20 protein-coding genes are annotated in these 21688 nt (G+C 46.3%); 5 read left to right on the forward strand and 15 right to left on the reverse strand.

Going from position 1 to position 21688, the window contains the following annotated elements:
* The first annotated feature begins 41 nt into the window (after nt 1-41).
* On the forward strand, nt 42-1418 hold the full coding sequence (locus DNHGIG_RS07170; RefSeq protein WP_282199029.1) for a dipeptidase: 1377 nt from the start codon (nt 42-44) through the stop codon (nt 1416-1418).
* A 75-nt stretch (nt 1419-1493) separates the two neighbouring features.
* On the opposite strand, the gene DNHGIG_RS07175 is transcribed toward DNHGIG_RS07170, so the two are convergent.
* Complete coding sequence (locus DNHGIG_RS07175) at nt 1494-2261, reverse strand: HpcH/HpaI aldolase family protein (protein ID WP_282199030.1); 768 nt, start codon at nt 2259-2261, stop codon at nt 1494-1496.
* Between the two features lie 277 nt (nt 2262-2538).
* Here DNHGIG_RS07175 and DNHGIG_RS07180 point away from each other — a divergent pair, with 277 nt between their 5' ends.
* Entirely contained in the window at nt 2539-3945 is a 1407-nt protein-coding gene (locus DNHGIG_RS07180; RefSeq protein WP_282199031.1) for a peptide MFS transporter, read from the forward strand.
* A gap of 179 nt (nt 3946-4124) precedes the next feature.
* Here the strand turns inward: DNHGIG_RS07180 and coaA are convergent, their stop codons facing one another.
* The 9 genes from coaA to DNHGIG_RS07225 all read right to left on the reverse strand — a co-directional run bounded on the left by coaA (nt 4125) and on the right by DNHGIG_RS07225 (nt 13249).
* Nucleotides 4125-5090 carry a type I pantothenate kinase gene (coaA, locus tag DNHGIG_RS07185; protein WP_282199032.1) on the reverse strand — a complete coding sequence of 322 codons (966 nt, stop codon included), beginning with the start codon at nt 5088-5090 and terminating at the stop codon, nt 4125-4127.
* Nucleotides 5091-5277: 187 nt separating this feature from the next.
* Nucleotides 5278-5769 (reverse strand): single-stranded DNA-binding protein, encoded by a 492-nt coding sequence (locus tag DNHGIG_RS07190; RefSeq protein ID WP_282199033.1) that lies wholly within the window; start codon nt 5767-5769, stop codon nt 5278-5280.
* Nucleotides 5770-5848: 79 nt separating this feature from the next.
* The gene (gene ychF / locus DNHGIG_RS07195; RefSeq protein ID WP_282199034.1) at nt 5849-6949 is read right to left on the reverse strand and encodes a redox-regulated ATPase YchF; all 1101 of its coding nucleotides are present in this window, start codon (nt 6947-6949) and stop codon (nt 5849-5851) included.
* Nucleotides 6950-7740: 791 nt separating this feature from the next.
* Complete coding sequence (gnd, locus tag DNHGIG_RS07200; RefSeq protein ID WP_282199035.1) at nt 7741-8637, reverse strand: phosphogluconate dehydrogenase (NAD(+)-dependent, decarboxylating); 897 nt, start codon at nt 8635-8637, stop codon at nt 7741-7743.
* 150 nt (nt 8638-8787) lie between these two features.
* The gene (locus DNHGIG_RS07205; protein WP_282199036.1) at nt 8788-9033 is read right to left on the reverse strand and encodes a DUF3892 domain-containing protein; all 246 of its coding nucleotides are present in this window, start codon (nt 9031-9033) and stop codon (nt 8788-8790) included.
* A gap of 139 nt (nt 9034-9172) precedes the next feature.
* Nucleotides 9173-11194 carry a molybdopterin-containing oxidoreductase family protein gene (locus DNHGIG_RS07210; protein ID WP_282199037.1) on the reverse strand — a complete coding sequence of 674 codons (2022 nt, stop codon included), beginning with the start codon at nt 11192-11194 and terminating at the stop codon, nt 9173-9175.
* A 5-nt stretch (nt 11195-11199) separates the two neighbouring features.
* A complete protein-coding gene (locus tag DNHGIG_RS07215; protein WP_282199038.1) occupies nt 11200-11403 on the reverse strand; it encodes a DUF951 domain-containing protein in 204 nt (67 codons plus the stop codon).
* A 307-nt stretch (nt 11404-11710) separates the two neighbouring features.
* The gene (locus DNHGIG_RS07220) at nt 11711-12601 is read right to left on the reverse strand and encodes a mechanosensitive ion channel family protein (protein WP_282199039.1); all 891 of its coding nucleotides are present in this window, start codon (nt 12599-12601) and stop codon (nt 11711-11713) included.
* Between the two features lie 69 nt (nt 12602-12670).
* On the reverse strand, nt 12671-13249 hold the full coding sequence (locus tag DNHGIG_RS07225; RefSeq protein WP_282199040.1) for a CvpA family protein: 579 nt from the start codon (nt 13247-13249) through the stop codon (nt 12671-12673).
* Between the two features lie 143 nt (nt 13250-13392).
* Between DNHGIG_RS07225 and yyaC the strand changes: the two genes are divergently transcribed.
* Together yyaC and DNHGIG_RS07235 are read left to right on the forward strand one after the other, a co-directional pair.
* Entirely contained in the window at nt 13393-14046 is a 654-nt protein-coding gene (gene yyaC / locus DNHGIG_RS07230) for a spore protease YyaC (protein WP_282199041.1), read from the forward strand.
* Between the two features lie 64 nt (nt 14047-14110).
* On the forward strand, nt 14111-14368 hold the full coding sequence (locus DNHGIG_RS07235) for a YkuS family protein (RefSeq protein WP_282199042.1): 258 nt from the start codon (nt 14111-14113) through the stop codon (nt 14366-14368).
* 148 nt (nt 14369-14516) lie between these two features.
* On the opposite strand, the gene DNHGIG_RS07240 is transcribed toward DNHGIG_RS07235, so the two are convergent.
* The 5 genes from DNHGIG_RS07240 to DNHGIG_RS07260 form a co-directional block, all read right to left on the reverse strand.
* The gene (locus DNHGIG_RS07240; protein ID WP_282199043.1) at nt 14517-15020 is read right to left on the reverse strand and encodes a DUF4446 family protein; all 504 of its coding nucleotides are present in this window, start codon (nt 15018-15020) and stop codon (nt 14517-14519) included.
* Nucleotides 15021-15137: 117 nt separating this feature from the next.
* Nucleotides 15138-15836, reverse strand: coding sequence for a DUF554 domain-containing protein (locus DNHGIG_RS07245; protein ID WP_282199044.1), 699 nt, complete (start codon nt 15834-15836; stop codon nt 15138-15140).
* Between the two features lie 550 nt (nt 15837-16386).
* Nucleotides 16387-17523 carry an aminotransferase class V-fold PLP-dependent enzyme gene (locus DNHGIG_RS07250; RefSeq protein ID WP_282199045.1) on the reverse strand — a complete coding sequence of 379 codons (1137 nt, stop codon included), beginning with the start codon at nt 17521-17523 and terminating at the stop codon, nt 16387-16389.
* A gap of 84 nt (nt 17524-17607) precedes the next feature.
* The gene (locus DNHGIG_RS07255; protein ID WP_282199046.1) at nt 17608-18450 is read right to left on the reverse strand and encodes a ParB/RepB/Spo0J family partition protein; all 843 of its coding nucleotides are present in this window, start codon (nt 18448-18450) and stop codon (nt 17608-17610) included.
* The gene (locus DNHGIG_RS07260) at nt 18447-19205 is read right to left on the reverse strand and encodes a ParA family protein (RefSeq protein WP_282199047.1); all 759 of its coding nucleotides are present in this window, start codon (nt 19203-19205) and stop codon (nt 18447-18449) included. Before DNHGIG_RS07260 ends, DNHGIG_RS07255 begins: the two co-directional genes overlap by 4 nt.
* 1174 nt (nt 19206-20379) lie before the next feature.
* Here DNHGIG_RS07260 and DNHGIG_RS07265 point away from each other — a divergent pair.
* Nucleotides 20380-21594: an MDR family MFS transporter gene (locus DNHGIG_RS07265; RefSeq protein WP_282199048.1), complete on the forward strand. Its 1215-nt coding sequence runs from the start codon at nt 20380-20382 to the stop codon at nt 21592-21594.
* Nucleotides 21595-21688 lie beyond the last annotated feature (94 nt).

Here is a 21688-nt window from a genome sequence, read left to right on the forward strand (position 1 = left end):
GAAAGAAAGGTATATAATGGAGTCGAAGGAGGTAGAATTGAATGGATCCACGTATTGAAGAGTACCTTAGCGAAAATCGGGAACATCATCTCGATGAACTCAAGCAACTCCTTGCTATCCCAAGCGTCAGCGCGCTTCCCGAACATAAGCAAGATATACAACGAGCGGCTCAATGGTTGGCGGAATCGTTGAAACGGGCTGGAATGGAACAGGTAAAAGTGATGCCGACAAAGGGCAACCCTGTCGTTTATGGAGAATGGTTGAAAGCGGAAGGTAAACCGACGGTGCTCATATACGGACATTATGACGTTCAGCCTGTCGATCCTCTTGAACTGTGGGAAACACCTCCGTTTGAACCGGACATTCGCGATGGGCAAATCTTCGCCCGTGGAGCGAGCGACGACAAAGGACAAACTTTTATGCACATCAAAGCTTTGGAAACGATTCTTCGGACGACGGGTTCTCTTCGGTTGAACTTCAAGTTCTGCCTGGAAGGAGAAGAAGAGATCGGAAGTCCCAATCTCGAGGAATTTGTAGCTGAACATAAAGATCTTCTCGCAGCGGATGTGCTCGTTATTTCTGACACGTCTATGCTCGGCAGAGGAAAGCCGGCCATCTGCTACGGGCTTCGGGGCCTTTGCGGCCTACAAATCGACGTAACAGGAGCAAAAGCGGATCTCCACTCCGGACTCTTCGGGGGAGCCGTACAAAACCCGATTCATGCTCTCGTCGAATTGTTGGCATCCATGCGCAACAAAGACGGGCAAATCACCATCAACGGCTTTTACGACCGTGTACTGCCTTTGACGGAAGAGGAAAAAGAGGCGTTCCGCGCCTTGAATACCGATGAAGAGCAAACCCGTAAAGATCTCCAGGTACCTGACTTGTTCGGCGAAAAAGGATACACGATGGTAGAACGTACCTGGGCGCGTCCCACCCTGGAAATCAACGGGATTTATGGCGGCTTTCAAGGGGAAGGAATCAAAACGGTGATCCCCTCACAGGCGCATGCAAAGATCACATGCCGTCTTGTACCCGATCAAGACCCAGAGGAAATTCTCGCTCTCATCGAAGAACATGTTCGTACACATACACCCCCCGGGGTTACCGTCGAAGTCAAGCGGTTTGACAAAGGGCGCCCTTTCATAACCCCGATCGATCATCCGGCGATCCAGGCGGCTGCACGCGCATATGAAAAAGTATTCGGTGTCACACCCGCTTTCACGCGTATGGGAGGATCGATCCCGATCGTGGAGACATTCGACCGCCTTCTTCATCTCCCGATCGTCCTTATGGGATTCAGTTACCCGGACGATAACTTCCATGCTCCGAATGAGCATTTCCATTTGGAATGCTTCGATAACGGCTTGAGAACACTCTGCTATTATTGGTATGAACTGGAACAGGCGATCGGATGAACCCTTTTCGCTATACAAGATCGCGAATACCAAAAAAAGTGACGGGAAAACCCCGCCACTTTCTTTTTTATGAAATTAACCTTCCTTCAGTTGTTCCGCCAATTCCTTCGCCCCTTTCACCAGAAGCTCGATATCGATGGAACAATTGATGTATTGAATCCCCAACGCGGCAAACTCTTTCGCCGCTTGTACGCTCGCTGCGTGAATCCCCAGAATTTTACCGCGGGAACGAACGCGCTTGACCACCCATTGAAGCGTTCTTTGGAACAGAGAATCATCAAAGTTTCCAGGAATACCTAATGATTGTGAAAGATCCGCTGGCCCAATGTAGAACACATCAACCGAGTCGCCCGATATATCCAAGATCTCATCCAATCGTTCAACCGCTTCTTTTGTCTCGATTTGTAACACAAGCAATGTCTGTTCATTGCTGACAGAAGCGAATTCGTGAAAACCCAGTTTTCCATAACCATCCGCACGGCATGCTCCCCCCATTCCTCGCTTGCCGAGCGGATGAAAACGTGCCGCTTTAATGACTTGTGCCGCTTCTTCTCCATTATTGACTTGCGGTATGATCACGCCGGAAGCCCCCATATCTAGTGTCCGACCGATCAAACTCCCTTCTTTTCCCGGTAACCTGACAATCGCCGGAGTATTAACCGCTTTCGCCGCCAATAACAGATTCCCTAGTTCCCCCGTACCGATTGGCCCATGCTCCATATCTACATGGATGAAATCAAACCCGCTTTGCCCTAAAACTTCCATTACGATCGGATGGGGAATCCTCAGCCATGTCCCGTATAACGTTTCTCCTGCACGGAGTCGTTCTCTGATCGCATTCATCGTTCGAACCTCCTTTGTTAAGTAATGAAAATTTCATTTTTTAATAAGTTTCGATTTACTTATTCTATACCAAAAACGATTGCTGCAAGTATTTTTTATTCAATTAACTTATATTTTCAGTTAAAATATTTATGTATTTATGTTATTTTTTTAGTATAAAAATTGTAAAGTTTTTTTGTTAGGATATGAAGGAGGAGACTACATTCCAATATCTCTGTCTCATGTATCAAAAAATGTATTAAAAAGTTGAACGAAAACGCAGTAAGGGGGCAATGAAATGGAAGCAGCTTTAAAACTAGAACCGGCAGGGCAGCAACAGATGGAAGAGCAGCCATCAAAAAAGAAACATCCGCCGGGATTATACTTACTTTTTTTCACCGAATTATGGGAACGATTCAGTTACTACGGAATGAGGGCACTGCTCACTCTCTATCTGACGACAGCGTTGGTCAGCGGTGGGCTTGGATTTAAAGAAAGTACAGCCGTAAGCATTTATGGATTTTATACGGGCTTCTGTTATTTCACACCGTTAATCGGAGGTTATTTGACCGACCGTTTTATTGGCAGGCGAGTGGCCATTACCATCGGCGGTATCATCATGGCACTCGGTAACTTTGCTTTATTTGCGGAACACAGCAAATGGGGCTTGTATTTGGGACTTCTTTTATTAATTATTGGAAACGGATTCTTTAAACCGAACATTTCCACTCTCGTTGGAGAATTATACGAAGAACATGACAAGCGTCGAGATGCCGCGTTCACAATTTTCTACATGGGAATCAATGTAGGCGCATTTTTTGCACCGCTCGTTTGCGGATATCTGGCGGAAGATTACTTTAAAACAACCGTGAATGGAATTGTACAATACGGTTTTAAATACGGTTTCTTGGCTGCATGCATCGGAATGATCATCGGACAACTGTTATTCAATCTTCTCGGCGATCGTTACCTCGGCGACATCGGTAAAGTTTCAGCCGGTACATCCGCGAAAAAGAAGATGTCCGGATCTACAGCGAAAACGCCTTTAACAAAGAAAGAAAAACAAAGAACAGCCGTGATCGTCATTTTGACTTGCTTCGTCATCTTCTTCTGGGCAGGTTTTGAACAAGCGGGAAGCTCTCTAACCATTTATACGGAGAAATTTGTGAACAGACACGCATTCGGTTGGGACGTTCCAACATCCTGGTTCCAGTCATTAAACCCGTTATTTATCATCTTGCTGGCACCCATGATCTCTGCTTTGTGGGTGAAACTTTCAAACTCGAAAAAAGGTGATTTAAAAATCCCCACAAAAATGGGCCTTGGCATGATCCTGCTTGGTTTGGGTTACATGGTGCTTCTTCTCGCGGTGATGCGGACGGGAAGTGACGAACAACATATCATCATGAAAGCCAATATGTTGTTTATCGTGTTTACGTATTTCTTTCATACAGTCGGCGAATTATTCTTGTCGCCCGTAGGCTTATCGATGGTCAGCAAACTCGCTCCGGTACGATACGCTTCTCTTTTGATGGGGGTCTGGCTCTTAAGTACATTCGTCGCTAACATTCTTGGCGGTCAATTAGCTTCCTTCACGCAATCTTTAGGGTATTTCGAAATTTTCAGCCTCATCGGATTCATGGCGATGGGTCTCGGCGTGATCCTATTGTTGATTTCAAACAAGTTGACAAAAATGATGGAGTAGAAAGAGAAGGGCGGGATACTCTCTTTTCAAGAGGTATGCCCGCCCTATTCGTTTCCATAACTGAAGCTTTTTTCATGGCGACGTTTCATCCAATCATTTTTAACGGAAGCAAGAAGTGGATACATGAAAGCGCACACAAAAAAGGCCACAGCATGTCTTTACGATGGCTAGACATTCGCTCATAACTTGCGCAACTTCACTTCTTTGACTGAATGATCCGGTCCTTTTTCCAGGATTAAATCTGCCCGGAACCGCGTAGGAGAAATATTTTCCCGCAAATTGACACCGTTAATCTCGTTCCAAATCTGCATCGCCACTTCATCGACTTCTTCCATGGCAAGATTCGCATAGCGATGATGAAAATAAGAATTCGGATTTTGGAACGCGGTTTTCCGCAACACTCTGAACCGCTCAACGTACCAACGGGTGATATCGTTTTCATCTGCGTCAACGTAAATGGAGAAGTCAAAGAAATCGGATACAAACACACTTGGCATATGCCGTTGATTTCCGTATCCTGCTGTTTGTAAAACGTTCAGTCCTTCGATAATCATGATATCAGGCTGCCGGATGACCTGCACTTCATTCGGTAATATATCGTACGCCAAATGAGAATATACAGGTACGGTGACTTCCGGTACCCCCGATTTCACGTCTGCTACAAACCGAATCAAACGTTTGAGGTCGTAACTCTCAGGAAAACCCTTTCTTTTCATCAAACCTTTTTCTTCCAGTATGCGGTTCGGATACAAGAAGCCGTCAGTCGTTACAAGATCGACTTTCGGATGATTCGGCCAATGTGACAGCAACGCTTGTAAAATTCGTGCCGTGGTGCTCTTGCCGACGGCTACGCTTCCCGCAATACCAATGATATAAGGAACTTTCTGGTTCTTGTTCCCGAAAAACGTATTGGTTGCATCATACAGGTTTTGCGTTGCGGCCACATAAAGATTCAACAACCTGGAAAGTGGAAGATAGATGTCTGAAACCTCTTCTATCGATAGATTCTCATTAATTCCCTGTAATTTAAGCAAATCCGCTTCCGTCAGCGACAGGGGAGTGGATGCACGCAACTCCTTCCATTCTTCGCGGCTGAAGGTGATAAATGGGGAGAATTTTTCGTCTTTTGTAGGAACCTTAATCATGTTTCTGCTCCCCTTTCAAGGACACTCATTTACGATAGCTCTAATTTACAACTAAAAACAGATGACGTAAAGTCCATTCCAGGATTGGGATATCGTTTTTTTAGTAAGACCCCCAGATCTTTTAAAAATAATAGCCCTTGTGACTCAAGGGCCGAATAGATAGGATCGATTTCACGCTGTATGTTCTTTAAAACGGCAAATCATCATCCGATATATCGATCGGCTTGCCGTCATCGACAAATGGATCGTTGTAATGAGGTTGTTCACGTACCGGAGGGCGACTTGTCCCGTAACCTGTACCTCCACCCATTCCTGGTTCGTCCATTCCGAATCCCATACCGCCACCGCTCATCGACGATTCAGCACGATCGAGGAAACGGATATTGTCGGCGACCACTTCTGCGACACGAACACGCTGCCCTTCCCGGTTTTCATAACTGCGGATTTGCAGGCGGCCTTCAACGGCAGCCAGACGCCCTTTGCGCAGATATTGCGCCGCCAATTCCGCCAACTTTTGCCAGGCGACGATGTTGATAAAATCGGTTTCACGCTCTCCCATCTGGTTTGCACGCGGACGATCGACGGCGAGAGTGAAGGAAGCCACCGCGGTACCGGAAGGCGTATAACGCAACTCAGGGTCAGCCGTTAAACGTCCGATAAGAATGATCCGGTTTAACATGTTAATCCCTCCTTTATATTATAAGTATAGTCCCGGAGATCAGCCGGTACAAGAGTTTTGTATAGAAAATGCGTAATTTTTATACATTGAAACGAAAATGCATGATATCCCCGTCTTGTACGACATAATCTTTTCCTTCGAGACGCAAGAGTCCTTTTTCCTTTGCGGCATTCATGGAACCCGCGTTGATCAGATCATCATAAGCGATGACTTCCGCGCGGATGAATCCCCGTTCGAAATCGCTGTGGATGACGCCGGCTGCTTGCGGTGCCTTGGTCCCGCGGCGGATCGTCCAAGCCCTGACTTCCTTTTCGCCCGCTGTGAAATAAGTGATTAAGCCTAGAAGCTTATAAGCAGCTTTGATCAAGCGATCAAGACCGGATTCTTGCAGTCCCAACTCGGAGAGGAACAACTCGCGGTCTTCTCCTTCCAATTCGGCGATTTCCGATTCTACCTTTGCCGAGATGACAACCACCTCAGCTCCCTCTTCCGCCGCAAAGGAACGCACCTGTTTTACATACGGATTTTCATCCGGATTTCCGACTTCAGATTCGGCCACATTCGCCACATAGAGTACCGGTTTGATTGTAAGCAGATGCAAATCACGGATCATCATCCGTTCTTCTTCGTTCAAATCCAAGGTGCGCGCCGGTTTGCCCGCTTCAAACGCTTCTTTTATCCGCTCAAGCAGCTTCAATTCTTCCAACAGTTTCTTGTCACCGCTTTTGGCAGCTTTGCGTGTTCTCTCGATGCGGCGATCCACCGTTTCCATATCCGCAAGAACCAACTCTAAATTGATCGTCTCAATATCGCTGAGTGGATCGACTTTACCCGCCACATGGGTTATATTGCTGTCCTCAAAACAACGAACCACATGGGCGATCGCATTCACTTCACGAATGTGCGCAAGAAACTTGTTGCCGAGTCCTTCTCCGCGGCTGGCCCCTTTCACGAGTCCCGCGATATCCACAAACTCAAACGCTGTGGGGACGACGCGTTGGGGATTTACGATTTCAGCCAATCGATCGAGACGCTCGTCCGGTACTTCGACAACCCCAACATTTGGATCAATCGTGCAGAAGGGATAGTTGGCGGCTTCGGCTCCCGCACGTGTAATCGCATTAAACAAGGTAGATTTTCCCACGTTCGGAAGACCCACAATTCCTGTCGTTAAAGCCATTCAGGCACACCTCCATCGTTCATCCGTACACATGATAAAAAGGCTTCAATCGAAGAGGATCATACGGAAAGCCTTTTTTGACGTCCGGAAAGGATAAAATGCGGTGAAAATTATATCACATTTTATACTTTCCTACACGTGAACAAAAAACAAAGAGGCCTTTCGACCTCTTAGCATCTATCTTGAAAAAAGTGTAGTTTGGTGGGCGTATGCTTTGCGTTCGCGCTCCGTGGAGGTCGTCTCGCATGGAACAATGATCAAATGTCGCGAGACAACCTCCAAAGTCGCTGTCTCACGCAAAGCATTACGCCCACTCGAAGACACTTTTCATCCTCTGATGGCGCCGCCCATGCGGCATGGGGGACTACCTTGAAAACTAGTGTTTGGGTGGATGTATCGCTTTGCGCTTGGGTTCGATGAAGGTCTTGCGGGCATATACTTGGCGTTCATGCTCCGTGGAGGTCGTTTCAACGGGTATATGCATTGCGCTTATGCTCCGTGAAGGTCCTCTCGCATGGAATCATAATCATATGTTGCGAGACGACCTCCAAAGTCGCTTTTTCACGCCAAGCATATGCCCTTTAACGTTCTAAAGGAAGCGGAACGACCTTCAACTCACCTCTGCGCCGCAAAGCGATACAACCCACCCAAAAGCCACTCCGTTTCTTGAGATAGCCTTATACTTCTTCCCTCACAAGAAACTTTTCATCCACTGATGGCGCCGCTTGCGGCATGGGGGACTACCCAAAAAATCCTGTTTTGCTTATACCATTCCGCCGAAAGACTGTCCGTTATTTCTTAACCACCGCATGTCCACCAAACTCGTTGCGCAGAGCGGCAACCACTTTTCCGTGGAACGTGTCTTCTTCCAATGAACGATATCGCATCAGCAAAGACATGGCGATCACAGGGGTAGCCACTTGCAGATCCAGAGCGGTTTCCACCGTCCATTTTCCTTCGCCAGAAGAATGCATGACACCTTTGATCGATTCGAGCTTCGGATCCTTAGAAAACGCTCGTTCCGTGAGATCCATCAACCAAGAGCGGATCACCGAACCGTGGCCCCATACACGGGCGACCTTCTCATAATCGAAATCAAACTCACTCTTATGCAAAACCTCAAAACCTTCGGCAATCGCCTGCATCATTCCATACTCAATACCGTTATGTACCATCTTGAGGAAATGACCAGCACCGGGCTGACCGGCAAAATGATATCCATGCTCAACCGAGATATCACGGAAAAGCGGTTCGACGATCTCCCATGCCTCGGGGTCTCCGCCGATCATCGTACAAACACCGTAACGCGCACCTTCGACACCGCCGCTTGTGCCGCAATCAAGGAAATAGACGCCTTTCTCTTTTAAATGCTTATGTCGGCGCAAAGACTCTTTATAATGAGAGTTGCCTCCTTCAATCACGATATCTCCGGCAGATAGGCGAGGAACCAGAGTTTCCAATACATCATCCACCGGTTTCCCGGCCGGCACCATCAGCCAGACGATTCTTGGAGCCTCAAGACGCTCGACGAGTTGTTCGATACTCGATACTCCGTCTACACCTTCAGCGGTTATTTTGGCAACGCTCTCTTCATTCACGTCATACGCAACCACATCGTGTCCATGATCTTTCAGATTCATGACGAGGTTATAACCCATCTTGCCAAGACCGATCATTCCAATCTTCATTCACTTGTCACTCCTTTACGAACTCTACCATACCACACATCCTCGTGAGCCTGAAAGCCCTTCTGCCAGAAGTGTTCTTTTACAAGTATAGAGGCGGTGGTTTCCACTGAACAAGAATCAATCGAACGGAAAAAATCATCATCGAATGTTCTAAAATTCGGGTAGGATATCCAGATTGCCTCCCCGTTCCGGTGCGTCTGTTCCCGCGCTGTGTCTGATATACCAATTCCCTTCCTTATCAATCGCTTGTAATGAGTCATATCGTCCTTCCCGTGCTTCTTGTATCGCTTGTTCAATCGGGACGATTCGTCCCGTATGTGTTTTTATCATCTTTATGTCACCATTTTCATCTTTGCGAATCGCGATGATCTTTTCGCCAAAACCCGTATTCATCATTCAGTTCCTCCCGCAACAGTATCGTCAGCAACCGATGATTCAAAGATTTGAGCCATCTAATGGTAGTGTATCCAAAAAGAAAAACAGGATGCCGCTCCGCGAATGGATGGCCCTGTTTTCCTCTTTCGTCGACACATTCCTAAAGCACCTTATTCATGGAATCGATTTTCTCAATATTGACAAGGCAATCATACTGTGCACTCGCCGCTTTTCCAAGATCCGCGTGGTGATTGGAAGTCAAATCATTGATTCCTCCCCCCATGCTCCGCGGACGGCCTTGCTCAATCTTAATGACATGCGGATGCATCAAGGGGGTGATTTTAAGAATCCCCGTGATCGCTCCACGTTCGTTAAATACGCGAACCCTATCTCCTTCTGAAAGCCTCTTTTTCCGCGCCAAATCGGGGCTGACCTCAACCCATGGCTGCTCCGAAGAAACGAGATAATGCTGGGTATTGAGAGAACGCCGCGGATGAACGGATAACAGATGATAGGGATACTTAACAGCAAGATCCGGTTGCCGCACCGGGCTTTCCAACGGTTCCTTGTATTCCGGTAGAGCGCTCGCCCCATCCTCCAGAGCCCGTCGCGAATAAAATTCATATTTTCCGGAAGGAGTAGGGAACTGATGATCAGAAAAGGGAATCTCTTCACTGGGAACGGTTGCAAATCCCTCTTCCTGCAAGCGTTCTAACGTCACTCCCAACTCCTTGAGGGGAGCGATCACCATCTCCATCCATTCATGAATCGGGCGCATAAATTCGTCGGCAAAACCGAGATGTTCCGCCAAACCGGCGAAGATTTGCCAATCCGGTTTGGCTTTCCCTTGTGGCGGAACAACCGGATGGATATAACTGATGGTCGAATGCCACATCGATGAGTAAAGAATGTCTTCTTCTTCAAATACCGTGGTACAAGGGAGAAAATAATCAGCATATTCCGCCGTATCGTTTAAAAACATATCAATAACGACCACTGTACCGATTTTTTGGTACGCTTCTTGTGTTCGTTTGGAATTCGGGATCTGGGATATCGGATTGGAGCGGGTGACAAACAGGATCTCGACGGGCGGATCCGCCTGCAAAATCTCTTCGGCCTGCCGTACAACCGAGAATACACGGTGTGCTGTTCTACGTTCCGGCATCGTTAATGCGTTCATGTCGAGGAGAGGTCCCCAAATGCGGTTCGCATATTGTACGCCGCCTCCCGGTTTTCCTACTTGGCCGCTCATGGCACAGAGCGCATCGATCGCGCGAATCGTGTTTCCGCCATTGCCATACCGCTGCAACCCTATGCCAAGCAATGTGGAAACGGGACCGTTCTCATAAAGTTCCGCCAATTGTTCAATCTCGGAAACCGGTACGCCTGTTATCTCAGAGACACGTTCGGGTGAAAACTGTTGCAAATAGGAAGCGAACTCCGAAAATCCCACGGCGTGTTTCTCCACAAATTCATGGTCATATGTGCCGCGTTCATAAATGATTCGCGCCACTCCAAGAGCGAGCGCACCATCTGTTCCCGGGCGCGGGCGAATTTGGAGATCGCAACGGGAGGAGAGGTCTGTTGCCAGCGGATTGACGAGAACGAGTTTGGTGCCGCGTTTCAAAGCTTTTTTGATAAAAGGCATCATGTGCATATTGGTGACAGACACATTGCGACCCCAGACGACAATCGCACGGGCATTCACCAGATCGTTGGGATGATGCGAAAGGGGAATGCCGAAATCGTACGTTTGCGCTTGCAGCCCAGCTTCCCAACAAAGAGAACCGACGATCTCCGTATAACCGCCGAACAGGTTGAAAAATCGTTCTTCGAGCGCTTTTAGCATCCCACCCGAACCATAATCGTACATATGCATGACGGCAGTCGGTCCGTATCGCAAAGATGCTTCGCGCATTTTCGCTGCGATTTCACGGAACGCTTGCTCCCATTCGATTTCGATCCATTCACCGTTGACCTTTTTCAAGGGAGATAATATCCGTTTCGGGTGATACAAGCGATCGACCAACCGCTTTCCTTTCACACATAGACTTCCTTGGGTGATGGGGTGATCCGGGTTTCCCTCCACTTTGATCAAACGTCCATCATGTACATAAGCCACCATGCTGCAAGCATCCCAGCAATCCAAAGGACAAGCCGTTAACACTCTGTGTTCCGCCATGACATTTAATTCTCCCCTTCTGCATGCCGCACGACTTTTTTCATATCTTTCTCAAATTGTGATCGGGGAAGAAGGACACTTCTGCCACATGTTTGGCATTTGATGCGAATATCCATTCCCATGCGGATGACTGCCCACTCATTGCCTCCGCACGGGTGCGGTTTTTTCATCTGTACGATATCTCCCAAATGAAACACTTTCCGTTCCACATTCATCCACCTCTCTATTCCAATTCAATAGTTGTTGCAAATTGCACTATTCCGAAAGCAGCGCCATCAAAGGATGATTTTGTTTCCTGTGTGAAAAGAAAAGTATAAATCTCCCACAAGCAACAGAGTGGATTTTGGGTGGATTGTTTTGCTTTGCGGCGCAGAGGTGAGTGGAAGGTGGTTCCTCTTCCTTAAACCATAGTGAGGGCATATGCCTCAACGAACGACCTTCATCGAAACGAACCCAAGTGCAAAACGATATACCCACCCAAGCAGCAATAACTTTAGAATGGAAGCCGTCATCCCTTCACGCGTTCAAACCTGTAGTTGGAGCTTTCTCCCCCACTGGTTGCGCTCCGGCTAACAAAACCTGTTTCGGATAAGGAATTTCGATCCCTTCCTCGTCAAACGTCACTTTGATTCGTCTGCGCAACTCTCGGGCTACTGGCCCGCTTTCTGTCGGCTTGCATTCGGCGATGATTCGAATCACCACTTCTGACGGTCCTAAATTTTGCACACCGAGAACTTTCGGATCACCCACGATGGAAGGCATCTCGTTTTTCGCTTGCTGCAACACGCGCTGCAAAACAGATGTGACATACTCGATATTCTCTTCGTAAGCAACCCCTACGTCCAGCACAGCGAGAGAATTCGCTTTCGAAAAATTGGTCACGTTCGTGATTTGTCCGTTGGGAATGATGTGGACTTCTCCCGTCCAGGCGCGCAGTTTGGTAACACGCAATCCGATCTCAGTCACAGTCCCCCGATAATTCCCCGTTTGGATTTCATCTCCGACCGCGAATTGATCTTCAAAGATAATGAAGAACCCGGTGATCACATCTTTGACGAGGCTTTGCGCGCCAAATCCGATCGCCAATCCGGCAATCCCCGCACCAGCGATCAATGTCTCCACATGAAAATCTAGCTGTTCCAAAACCGACAAGATAACAAAAAAATAAACGGCATAGCGCAAGATATTCGAGGTCAAGGAGGTTAACGTTTTGCTTCGTCTCTCATCCAAACGAACTGTACGATGAGCAAACACGCGTTCAAGAGCGACCGTGCCAAATCTGATCATCAGTTTTGCGGCGGTCAGCAACAAGATAATCTTCAAGAGAATCGCGATTTTGCTGATATAAAAATCTGGATTTGTAAGCTCCGTGACAAGCGACGTATACAAGTTTTTCAATTGTTGCATCGAATGACTCCCATCTTGTAATAAAGTTATCAACATTATACTCAACTCCCTTTATCCTCTCAAACCGCTTCAGAAATACCAGGGAAGCCATCGTACAAATACAGAGACGAGCACCGATTCGCTCAAGTGTTCATCCAAAACTTCCATCCCCGAAAACCAGGAAAGCATGCCCAGTCCATTAATCAGAAACAGTACGATAAATATCCCGAGAAACAGCCCCACTGCCATGCCGAGTCCACTATTTGCCCGCGTGCCTCGCGGGGGTGTCCAAACCGTTTCATAGACTTGTAAAATCAACTGAATCCCCATGATGAGAGCAAAAGCGGATACACTGATCATGATCATCTCATAGATGCGCTCCGCTAAAAATGCTTTCGAGGATGTGATCTGGGCCCCCGCAGGAATGCTCCCCTGCTCTACATGCAGGAAAACGGTGTGGTGATCGCGCAACCGCAGTTGAATCCAATGTTCAAACCCCAATCTCCATGCCCCGTCGATGATCGAGTCTTTTAATATGGGAACAGAAATCGTCACAAAAAAAACAGCGATCAAAGTAGAAACTGCATCTAACAACGCGCGATACATGCCGCGCATCCACCCGATCATCCCTGCCCACGCGATAACTGCTATCAATATCAAATCAATCATATTGTTCCTCCCCTGACAAGCCCTCTCTGAATATCTATGTGGGGAAGAAACGCATTTTTCCTCATTGTTGTCCTGTTATGTATAAAATCAGACGATTTGCCCATATACTGATAACACTCTTTTCTTATAGGCGGGGGAAGCCCATGTTTAAAAAAGAACTACGGACGAACGTTCCGTTCAAAATCGATCACACACATCCGCAAGCACTCGATCATTTGAGTCAACATCTGCATGAATTGATAAGTGAGCGCTCTCACGAAAGTCAAATCGTACTTGTATGTATCGGTACGGACCGTTCAACCGGTGATGCTTTGGGTCCACTTGTCGGTTCTCGCCTGTCTTCACTGTCTCTCGAACACATATGTTATGTATTTGGTACTCTGGATCAACCGGTCCATGCTGTCAATTTAAAAGATACACTCTACGAAATCGAAAGAAAGTTTGAGAATCCGTTTGTCATAGCGATTGATGCATGTCTTGGACAACTCAGTTCCGTTGGACAGGTGACTGTTGGACGCGGACCTTTAAAGCCAGGGGCTGGGGTGAATAAAGATTTGCCCGAAGTCGGAAACATTCATATCACGGGTATTGTCAATGTTGGTGGATTCATGGAATACTTCGTTTTACAAAATACACGTTTGTCTGTCGTTATGCGCATGGCAGAATGCATTTCTCAGTCTTTGGCAGCCACACTTCTAAAAATACCAGAAACTACCCATCAAAGAAACCATGCTTGTTTGCCTCACGTTCCTTTTCAAAGTCATCACAGCTTATTTGTCCAGTTGAAAAAACGCTAAGGTATACTCCCCCCTGTTCGGTAACATAATACAATTGAATTCCATTATAGGGGGGTACCTTATCATGAAAGTAGCAGTTGAAGCTAACCTATCTCCAGTTCGCGAATATCTAAGCCGGCAAGGCTATCAAGTTGACACATTAGATGCGAATCAATTAGAAAACCTCGGCGAAACGCAAGCGAACTATTCGGCAGTCGTGATCTCCGGAGCTGACCAAAACCTGACGGGAATCCAAAACGTTGTCGTCAACTGTCCGATCATTAATGCGCACGGAATGACACCCGAGGAAATTCATCAACGGATCCAGGCGGCAGGGAAATAAGTTCTTCGGGGTAACATTTCATCAGTTACTTCCATGGATTTCTCTATTGATCGAAAATAATCCACATGGTATATGATAAAAGCGCCCCCGAGGGCGCTTTTGCTCTTAGCTCCGTTATAACATGCTTCAATCGAATCATTTATGTATTTTATGACTCCATTTTTTGAATCGCCTGTTTTACCGCTTCCTTTTCTTCATCACTTAACAAATAAACGGAAGAACCATTTTCAATCGGCTTTGCGTATGTCCGTTGTTCTTCCCGACCATAGATACTGGAGATCACCACACCGTTTTTTTGTCCGTTTAAGATCGCAACGGCGAAACTTAAATCTCCCCCCATCTCATCAAATGCATTAAAGCGTACGATGCCTACGGGACCAACATTTTTTTGCGTCAGCCTCTTTTGCTCTTCCATTTCCGCAAGGATCTGATGAATTTTTTCATCCAGTTGCTTCAACTCATCTTTGTAAGTAAGTAAAGCGTCTTCCAAATTTGCGGGAACCTGCCCTTGCACCCACTTTTTCTGCCGCTTTTGAATGCGTGAAATCCGCCTGGCAAGCATCCAGATCCATAGCCATGATAAGATAAGAAGACCGACCATCCCGTAGATAACCACAACCAAATTTGACTGTATCCATGTTACTGCATCCATCTATAGCCTCTCCCTTGTTTAAAGCTCTCCTTGCCGAAATGAACCAAACCATCGCTCGCTTCGATAAAATTCTTTTTTATCGGTCCCCGAAAACCGCAGAGAATAATAATCCACTTCTTAGTTGAATAGGCGAATTTGCAACCATTTTAACAGAGCGGCTATAAAGATAGAAGGGAGCAAATTCGCCACATGGATCTTTTTAACTTCGAGGATTTGCAGAGAGATTCCCATAATTAAGATCCCTCCTGTCGCGGTCATGGTATTGATGACGGAGTCCTGTAACACACTTCGCAACCATTCCGCACAAAGAGCGATGGACCCCTGATAAAGGAACACCGGGATCGCCGACATCGCAACACCGATGCCGAGCGTTGAGGAAAAAATGATCGAAGAGATACCATCGATCATCGCTTTTGTATACAACGTGGTATTCTTTAACGTCAAACCGCTTTCCATCGCTCCAACGATCGCCATAGCTCCAATGACGTACACAAGAGAAGAAAAGACGAACGCTTCCGCAATTTTTCCTTTTCCATATCGTTTGAGTTTCTTTTCCGTATACTTACCGATAGCTTCAAGCTTCCCCTGAATATCCATCCATTCTCCGAGAAAACCGCCAAGTACGACCGAAATAATCACGAGGAGGATATCTTCTCCGGCCTTCATTCCCATGGAAGCACCGATAATAAATACGGCGAGCCCGATCCCATGCAGGACGGTTGCTTTCAAGCGTTCAGGTATGCCGCTCAAAAACAACCCGAGAATCGAGCCAGCCAGAATCGATACGGAATTGACGATTGTACCCAGTAAAACCAATGTTGTACCTTCTTTCTAACGCGATCTCTCAAAATATGTGGTCTGGCGGTTTATGTCTTACATTCGTAGTCGCGGAGGTCGTCTTAGCAGGCATATGCTTTGCGCTCATGCTCCGTGAAGGTTGTCTCAGCGGGCGTATGCTTTGCGTTCGTGCTCCGTGGAGATCGTCTCGCATACGAATAAAAATTCAATTGTTTCGAGACGTTCTCCAAAGTCGCTATTACGCGCAAAGCATATACCTCATAACTCCCAAATGGAAGCGGAACGACCTTCCACTCACCTCTGCGCTGCAAAGCGAAACCATCCACTAAAAGCAACTCTGTTGTTTATGACAGCTTTAAATCTCTTTTCATGCACTACAAACGTTTCGTCCACTAATGGTGCCGTTTGCTGGATGGGGACTATCTGATCAAAGCATGTAACCCTTTAATTTTAATAAGGAAGCGGGGTCCTCCGTGCTCTCCGCGCAAAACCTCACACCCGTACAAAGGCAGTTTCCACTCGTCGGTTTAAGCAACTTGATGCATGATGAGCGGTCTTGAAAAATGGTCTATTGCAGAATCTCCCTTATCGCTGCGGCAAACTCAAGAATCTCATGTTTTGTGTTAAAGAAACCGATACTCGCCCTCACGAGACCTTCTGGACTTGTACCCAGTGTTTCATGAGCGAGAGGGGCACAGTGCAACCCCGTCCGTACAGCGATGTTATAATGCTGATCCAAGATAAAACCTAACTCTGTAGAATCAAACCCTTCAACAACAAAAGATACGATGGGAGACCTATCGACGTTCGGGGGTGGACCAAAGATTCGAACATCCGGTATCGCTTGCAGTTCTTGCAGTAAAAGAGCAGTTAATTCTTGCTCATGTTTGCGAATCCGATCAATTCCCTCTTTCTCCAGAAAGGTAAGACCTGCACCTAATCCTGCAATACCAACGGTATTCCGAGTCCCCGCTTCAAAACGATCCGGACGGATTGAAGGCATGTCAATCAATTCGGAATGTCCACCGGAACCACCGTGCAACAGTGGAATGAGATCGATATCCGGGTGAATATATAAACCTCCCGTTCCTTGGGGGCCGTAAAGACTCTTATGTCCTGTGAACGCAAGCATGTCGATCCCCATCGATTCCACGTCAATAGGAAATAATCCTGCCGTTTGCGCTACATCCACAAGCAGCCGTATCCCTCGCGCACGTGTGAGTTTGCCGATCTCTTCAATTGGAAGGATCGAACCTGTAAGATTCGAACCGTGTGTGATCACAACTAAACGTGTATTCTCTGTTAATGCGTCTTCAATCTTCTCGGCTGAGAGGATCCCATATGAGTCAGCTTGTACATATGTGATCTTAACCCCTTGTTTACGCATATATTCAAGAGGACGGCGTACCGAATTATGTTCCAAGCTCGAGGTGACGACATGATCTCCGGGTCGCAAAAATCCCTTGATGGCCAGATTCAGTGACTCCGTTGCGTTTTGTGTAAAAACAATATCAGAGGGATTCGTAACTCCAAACAGCTTTGCAAGCTTATTTCTTGTATCAGAAACGATTCGTGACGCTTTCAGTGAAAGTTGGTGACTTCCTCTGCCAGGATTGGCGGAAGAAGATTCCAAGCATTCCATCATGGCATGAACGACTTCAGGAGGTTTCGGCCAAGTAGTTGCCGCATTATCCAAATAGATCATCTTTCATCCCTCTCCCTCGACAGCAGAAAACGGAGAGCCCTGTATCCTCTCCGCCCATCCTCTGATCTTCATTTCCTATCCAGTTTATTCGAACATACTTAGGATTCTTTCGAGGTCATCATAAGAAAAATATTCGATCTCGATTTTCCCTTTCTTCTTGCCCTGCTGAATCCGTACCGCGGTTCCGAGTTTTTCACGAAACCGTTCTTCATATTGACTGATGACTTTCGATTTAGTGACTGTTGTTTTTTTTGTTTCACGTGGAACAGTGGAATTGAGACGGGAAACAAACGCTTCGACTGTTCTTACATTTAAATCTTCTTCAATGATTTTTTTGGCTAAAAGAATCATCTGCTCCTTGTCTGTCAACCCAAGCAAAGCTCTTGCATGCCCCATTGATAATGTTCCACGTGAAACATAATCGCGAATTTCTTTCGGCAAGTTAAGTAGACGAAGAAAATTGGCTACATGTGAACGACTTTGTCCCACTTTCTTCGCGAGTTCTTCTTGAGTGAGATTGAATTGATCCAACAGTTTTTGATAAGCATCCGCAATTTCAATGGGATTCAAGTCTTCACGTTGTAAGTTCTCAATCAAAGCGATCTCCATCATCTGCAGGTCGGAAAACTCTTTGATCACAACAGGAACCTGTTCAAGACCCACTTTTTTTGCTGCCCGCCAACGTCGTTCACCAGCCACAATTTCATAGCCGCGTACGCTTTTTCTCACAATAAGCGGTTGTATGATCCCGTGCTCACGAATCGAATCGGCCAACTCATCCAGCTTTTCATCATCAAAAGTCATTCGCGGTTGATAAGGGTTGGCACGCAATTGACTGATCGAGACAGTTGTTACAGGATCTTCTTTCGAGACTTCAGGCAACAACGCACCGAGTCCTTTTCCCAATGACTGACGTTTCGTACTCATGATCCGCACACTTCCTTTGCCAGATCCATGTAACTTTCCGCCCCTCTCGACCGAGGATCATACTGAATAATCGACAGTCCGTGGCTGGGTGCTTCGCTTAAACGAACATTTCGAGGAATAATCGTCTGATAGACTTTTTCCCTGAAGTATTTTTTAACGTCTTCAATGACTTGGAGACCCAGGTTCGTACGCGCATCAAGCATGGTAAGTAATACTCCCTCGATTTCCAAGGAAGTATTTAGATGTTTCTGTACAAGGCGAATCGTATTCAGAAGTTGACTCAATCCTTCAAGTGCATAATATTCACATTGGATTGGTATCAACACGGAATCGGATGCTGTTAATGCGTTCACCGTGAGCAATCCCAATGAGGGAGGACAATCAATAATTATATAATCGAACTGGTCTCTGATCGATTGTAACGCATTGCGAAGACGCACTTCTCGTGAAATCGACGATACGAGCTCAATCTCGGCGCCCGCTAACTGAATGGTAGCGGGTATGATCTTCAAGTTTTCAACTTCCGTTGGTAGGATCACTTCTGCTGCAGCCAGATCGTTAATGAGTATGTCATAAATACACGCTTGCACGTCCGCCTTATCAATGCCGATTCCGCTTGTGGTATTCCCTTGCGGATCTATGTCAATGAGAAGCACTTGTTTTCCCAATGTAGCGAGACAGGCTCCGAGGTTGACAGACGTGGTCGTTTTACCCACCCCGCCTTTCTGATTGGCTACAGCGACAATTCTCGCCATGTACTCACCTCGTTTTTGAAAATATATGTACACTGGTTATTCGTTCAAATGATTCTGTGTCTATCATTTTACAGGAAAGGTAGTTGAATTGGAATAATAGAAGAAATGCTTGACCATGGATAAAGTAATTTCTCCCATTTCAAGACAATCATTTTTCTACAAACTGATTATTTGACATTTTGCAAGATGCTGTATATTACCTAGAAAAAGTGTAGTTTGGAGGAAGTTTCTTTCGTTCGCTCTTCTTGGAAGTCGTCTCAGAGGATATGCTTGGCGTTCATGCTCCGTGGAGATCGCTATCTCACGGAAAACATTACGCCATCAAAGACACTTTTCTTCCACTGATGACGTTGATTTCAGCATGTGAAGCACTCTTGAAAACTAGTGCTTGGTTGGATATATCACTTTGCGCTTGGGTTCGATGAAGGTCGTTCCGCCCGCATTATAAACAGATGTTGCGGAACGACCTTCAACTCACCTCTGCGCTGCAAAGTGATAACATCCAACCAAAAGTCACTATGTCTCATGTGGCGGGCTTAAATCTCACTTCCAACACAAGAAACTTTTCATCCTCTATTGATGCCGTTTTGCAGCATGGAGATCTCTCTTGAAAAATGTGTAGTTTGGCAGACATATGCTTTGCGTTCATGCTCCGTGGAGGTCGTGTCAGCGGGTATATGCATTGCGCTTATGCTCCGTGAAGGTCGTCTCGCATGGAATCATAATCAAATGTTGCGAGACGACCTTCAAAGTCGCTATTACGCGCAATGCATATACCCTTTTACATCCGAAAGGAAGCGAGACGATCTCCAGAGTCGCTGTCTCCCGCAATGCATTACGCCAACCTAAAGATGTTTTTCATTTCTGATGGCGCCGCTTGCATCATGAGGAGGTATCTTGAAAAACTAGTGATTGGGTAAGAGGAATTATTTGCAAATTTCCAGTGTATATGTATAATATTATCAAAATATGCAAAATACTCTCCCAAACGCACTCTCATGCGAATCATCACGTACACCAAGTGCCGTTTTTGTCCTCTGATGAATGTGGATGAAAAACTCATGGAACGAATTTGGAATGGTAGACAGAGAAAATACGTGTGAGGGCAGTTTGTTTCAACTATCCGCTTTTTTGTTTTATAGGAGGGAACCATCTGGGAAAGATTCAAACGTTTATGCGTTCATACCATCCGATCGTACATTCCCTGATTATTGGTACAGTGTTGGCCAGGGCTGCCGCTTCCATGAGCCTCCCGTTTCTCGCCATCTATCTTTTGCATACATTGGGCATCACGCCTTCGTTAATTGGGCTGACCATAGGAGTGGGAGCACTGGCAAGCACCATTGGCGGATTTGTGGGTGGGGCGTTGTCCGACCGCATCGGCCGAAAAAAAGTCATGATGAGCGCGCTTTATACATGGGGAATCGTTTTTATTGGTTTTGCTCTGGCTTCTCATTTATGGATGTTCATCCTGTTAAGTTTCTTGAATGGGTTATGCCGCTCGTTTTTTGAGCCTGTTTCACAAGCGTTGATGGCCGATCTCACGAAACCGGAAAAAAGGCTGCACGTCTTCTCTCTGCGATACATGGCTATCAATATCGGTGTAACCTTAGGACCGCTCATCGGTGCGTATTTTGGACTCGTAGCCGGTTCGCTCCCCTTTATCGTAACAGGTATCGTATATTTTCTGTATGCTTTTTCCTTACAGCTTTTATTCAATCACTTTGGAATTCGAAAGATAGAAGGAAAATTGAAAAGGGGAGTGACCTTTCGGGAAGCATGGAATGTTATTAAAGAAGATGTATCGCTACGTTACTATATCTTGGGTGGCATACTGGGGTGGTTCAGCTATTCTCAAATGACGGTCACCTTATCCCAATATGTAGAAGGGAATTTTTCTGATGGGCTGCACCTGTTTGCCTGGTTGATGAGTATAAACGCTCTTACGGTGATTCTCTTGCAAATCCCTTTAAGTAAATGGGGCGAACATCGATCACCCCTATTCAACATTATCATTGGAAGTTGTTTCTATGCAATGGGTAATATCGGGTTTGCACTGTCAAGAAGTTGGACTCTGATCATCCTATCCATGATTATTTTTACTCTCGGTGAACTTCTCACCTTTCCTTCCGGAGATGCCTTCATCGATCAACTGGCTAAGGAAGGTATGCGGGGAACCTATTTTGGCGCGAAAACTTTCACCAATTTCGGTCAGTTTATCGGTCCATGGATCGGCGGTTTGCTCTTAACTGCTTATGGAGGGACCGCTTTGTTTCTTACGGTGGCTATGATTTCCCTTGCTTCGATCTACTTCTATTGGCATGGTGCGCGAATATGTGCATTGCAAAATAGGATATCCCTTCCTTTAGCGCAAAGCCGAAAAGTATGACATGTCCCACATACCAAAATGATTAATCCCTTTCACCGCATAAAAGACGGTGAAAGGGTTTTGTATTGTCGTCAATACCCCCATATTCCGCATG

It is taken from the genome of Collibacillus ludicampi (genome assembly GCF_023705585.1).
GTDB classification, from domain to species: domain Bacteria; phylum Bacillota; class Bacilli; order Tumebacillales; family BOQE01; genus Collibacillus; species Collibacillus ludicampi.

Bases quoted from the DNA above. Each gene is read 5' to 3' on its own strand.
- DNHGIG_RS07170 (WP_282199029.1), top strand. From the start codon at position 42: ATGGATCCACGTATTGAAGAGTACCTTAGCGAAAATCGGGAACATCAT.
- DNHGIG_RS07175 (WP_282199030.1), bottom strand. From the start codon at position 2,261: ATGAATGCGATCAGAGAACGACTCCGTGCAGGAGAAACGTTATACGGG.
- DNHGIG_RS07180 (WP_282199031.1), top strand. From the start codon at position 2,539: ATGGAAGCAGCTTTAAAACTAGAACCGGCAGGGCAGCAACAGATGGAA.
- coaA (WP_282199032.1), bottom strand. From the start codon at position 5,090: ATGATTAAGGTTCCTACAAAAGACGAAAAATTCTCCCCATTTATCACC.
- DNHGIG_RS07190 (WP_282199033.1), bottom strand. From the start codon at position 5,769: ATGTTAAACCGGATCATTCTTATCGGACGTTTAACGGCTGACCCTGAG.
- ychF (WP_282199034.1), bottom strand. From the start codon at position 6,949: ATGGCTTTAACGACAGGAATTGTGGGTCTTCCGAACGTGGGAAAATCT.
- gnd (WP_282199035.1), bottom strand. From the start codon at position 8,637: ATGAAGATTGGAATGATCGGTCTTGGCAAGATGGGTTATAACCTCGTC.
- DNHGIG_RS07205 (WP_282199036.1), bottom strand. From the start codon at position 9,033: ATGATGAATACGGGTTTTGGCGAAAAGATCATCGCGATTCGCAAAGAT.
- DNHGIG_RS07210 (WP_282199037.1), bottom strand. From the start codon at position 11,194: ATGGCGGAACACAGAGTGTTAACGGCTTGTCCTTTGGATTGCTGGGAT.
- DNHGIG_RS07220 (WP_282199039.1), bottom strand. From the start codon at position 12,601: ATGCAACAATTGAAAAACTTGTATACGTCGCTTGTCACGGAGCTTACA.
- DNHGIG_RS07225 (WP_282199040.1), bottom strand. From the start codon at position 13,249: ATGATTGATTTGATATTGATAGCAGTTATCGCGTGGGCAGGGATGATC.
- yyaC (WP_282199041.1), top strand. From the start codon at position 13,393: ATGTTTAAAAAAGAACTACGGACGAACGTTCCGTTCAAAATCGATCAC.
- DNHGIG_RS07235 (WP_282199042.1), top strand. From the start codon at position 14,111: ATGAAAGTAGCAGTTGAAGCTAACCTATCTCCAGTTCGCGAATATCTA.
- DNHGIG_RS07240 (WP_282199043.1), bottom strand. From the start codon at position 15,020: ATGGATGCAGTAACATGGATACAGTCAAATTTGGTTGTGGTTATCTAC.
- DNHGIG_RS07250 (WP_282199045.1), bottom strand. From the start codon at position 17,523: ATGATCTATTTGGATAATGCGGCAACTACTTGGCCGAAACCTCCTGAA.
- DNHGIG_RS07255 (WP_282199046.1), bottom strand. From the start codon at position 18,450: ATGAGTACGAAACGTCAGTCATTGGGAAAAGGACTCGGTGCGTTGTTG.
- DNHGIG_RS07260 (WP_282199047.1), bottom strand. From the start codon at position 19,205: ATGGCGAGAATTGTCGCTGTAGCCAATCAGAAAGGCGGGGTGGGTAAA.
- DNHGIG_RS07265 (WP_282199048.1), top strand. From the start codon at position 20,380: ATGCGTTCATACCATCCGATCGTACATTCCCTGATTATTGGTACAGTG.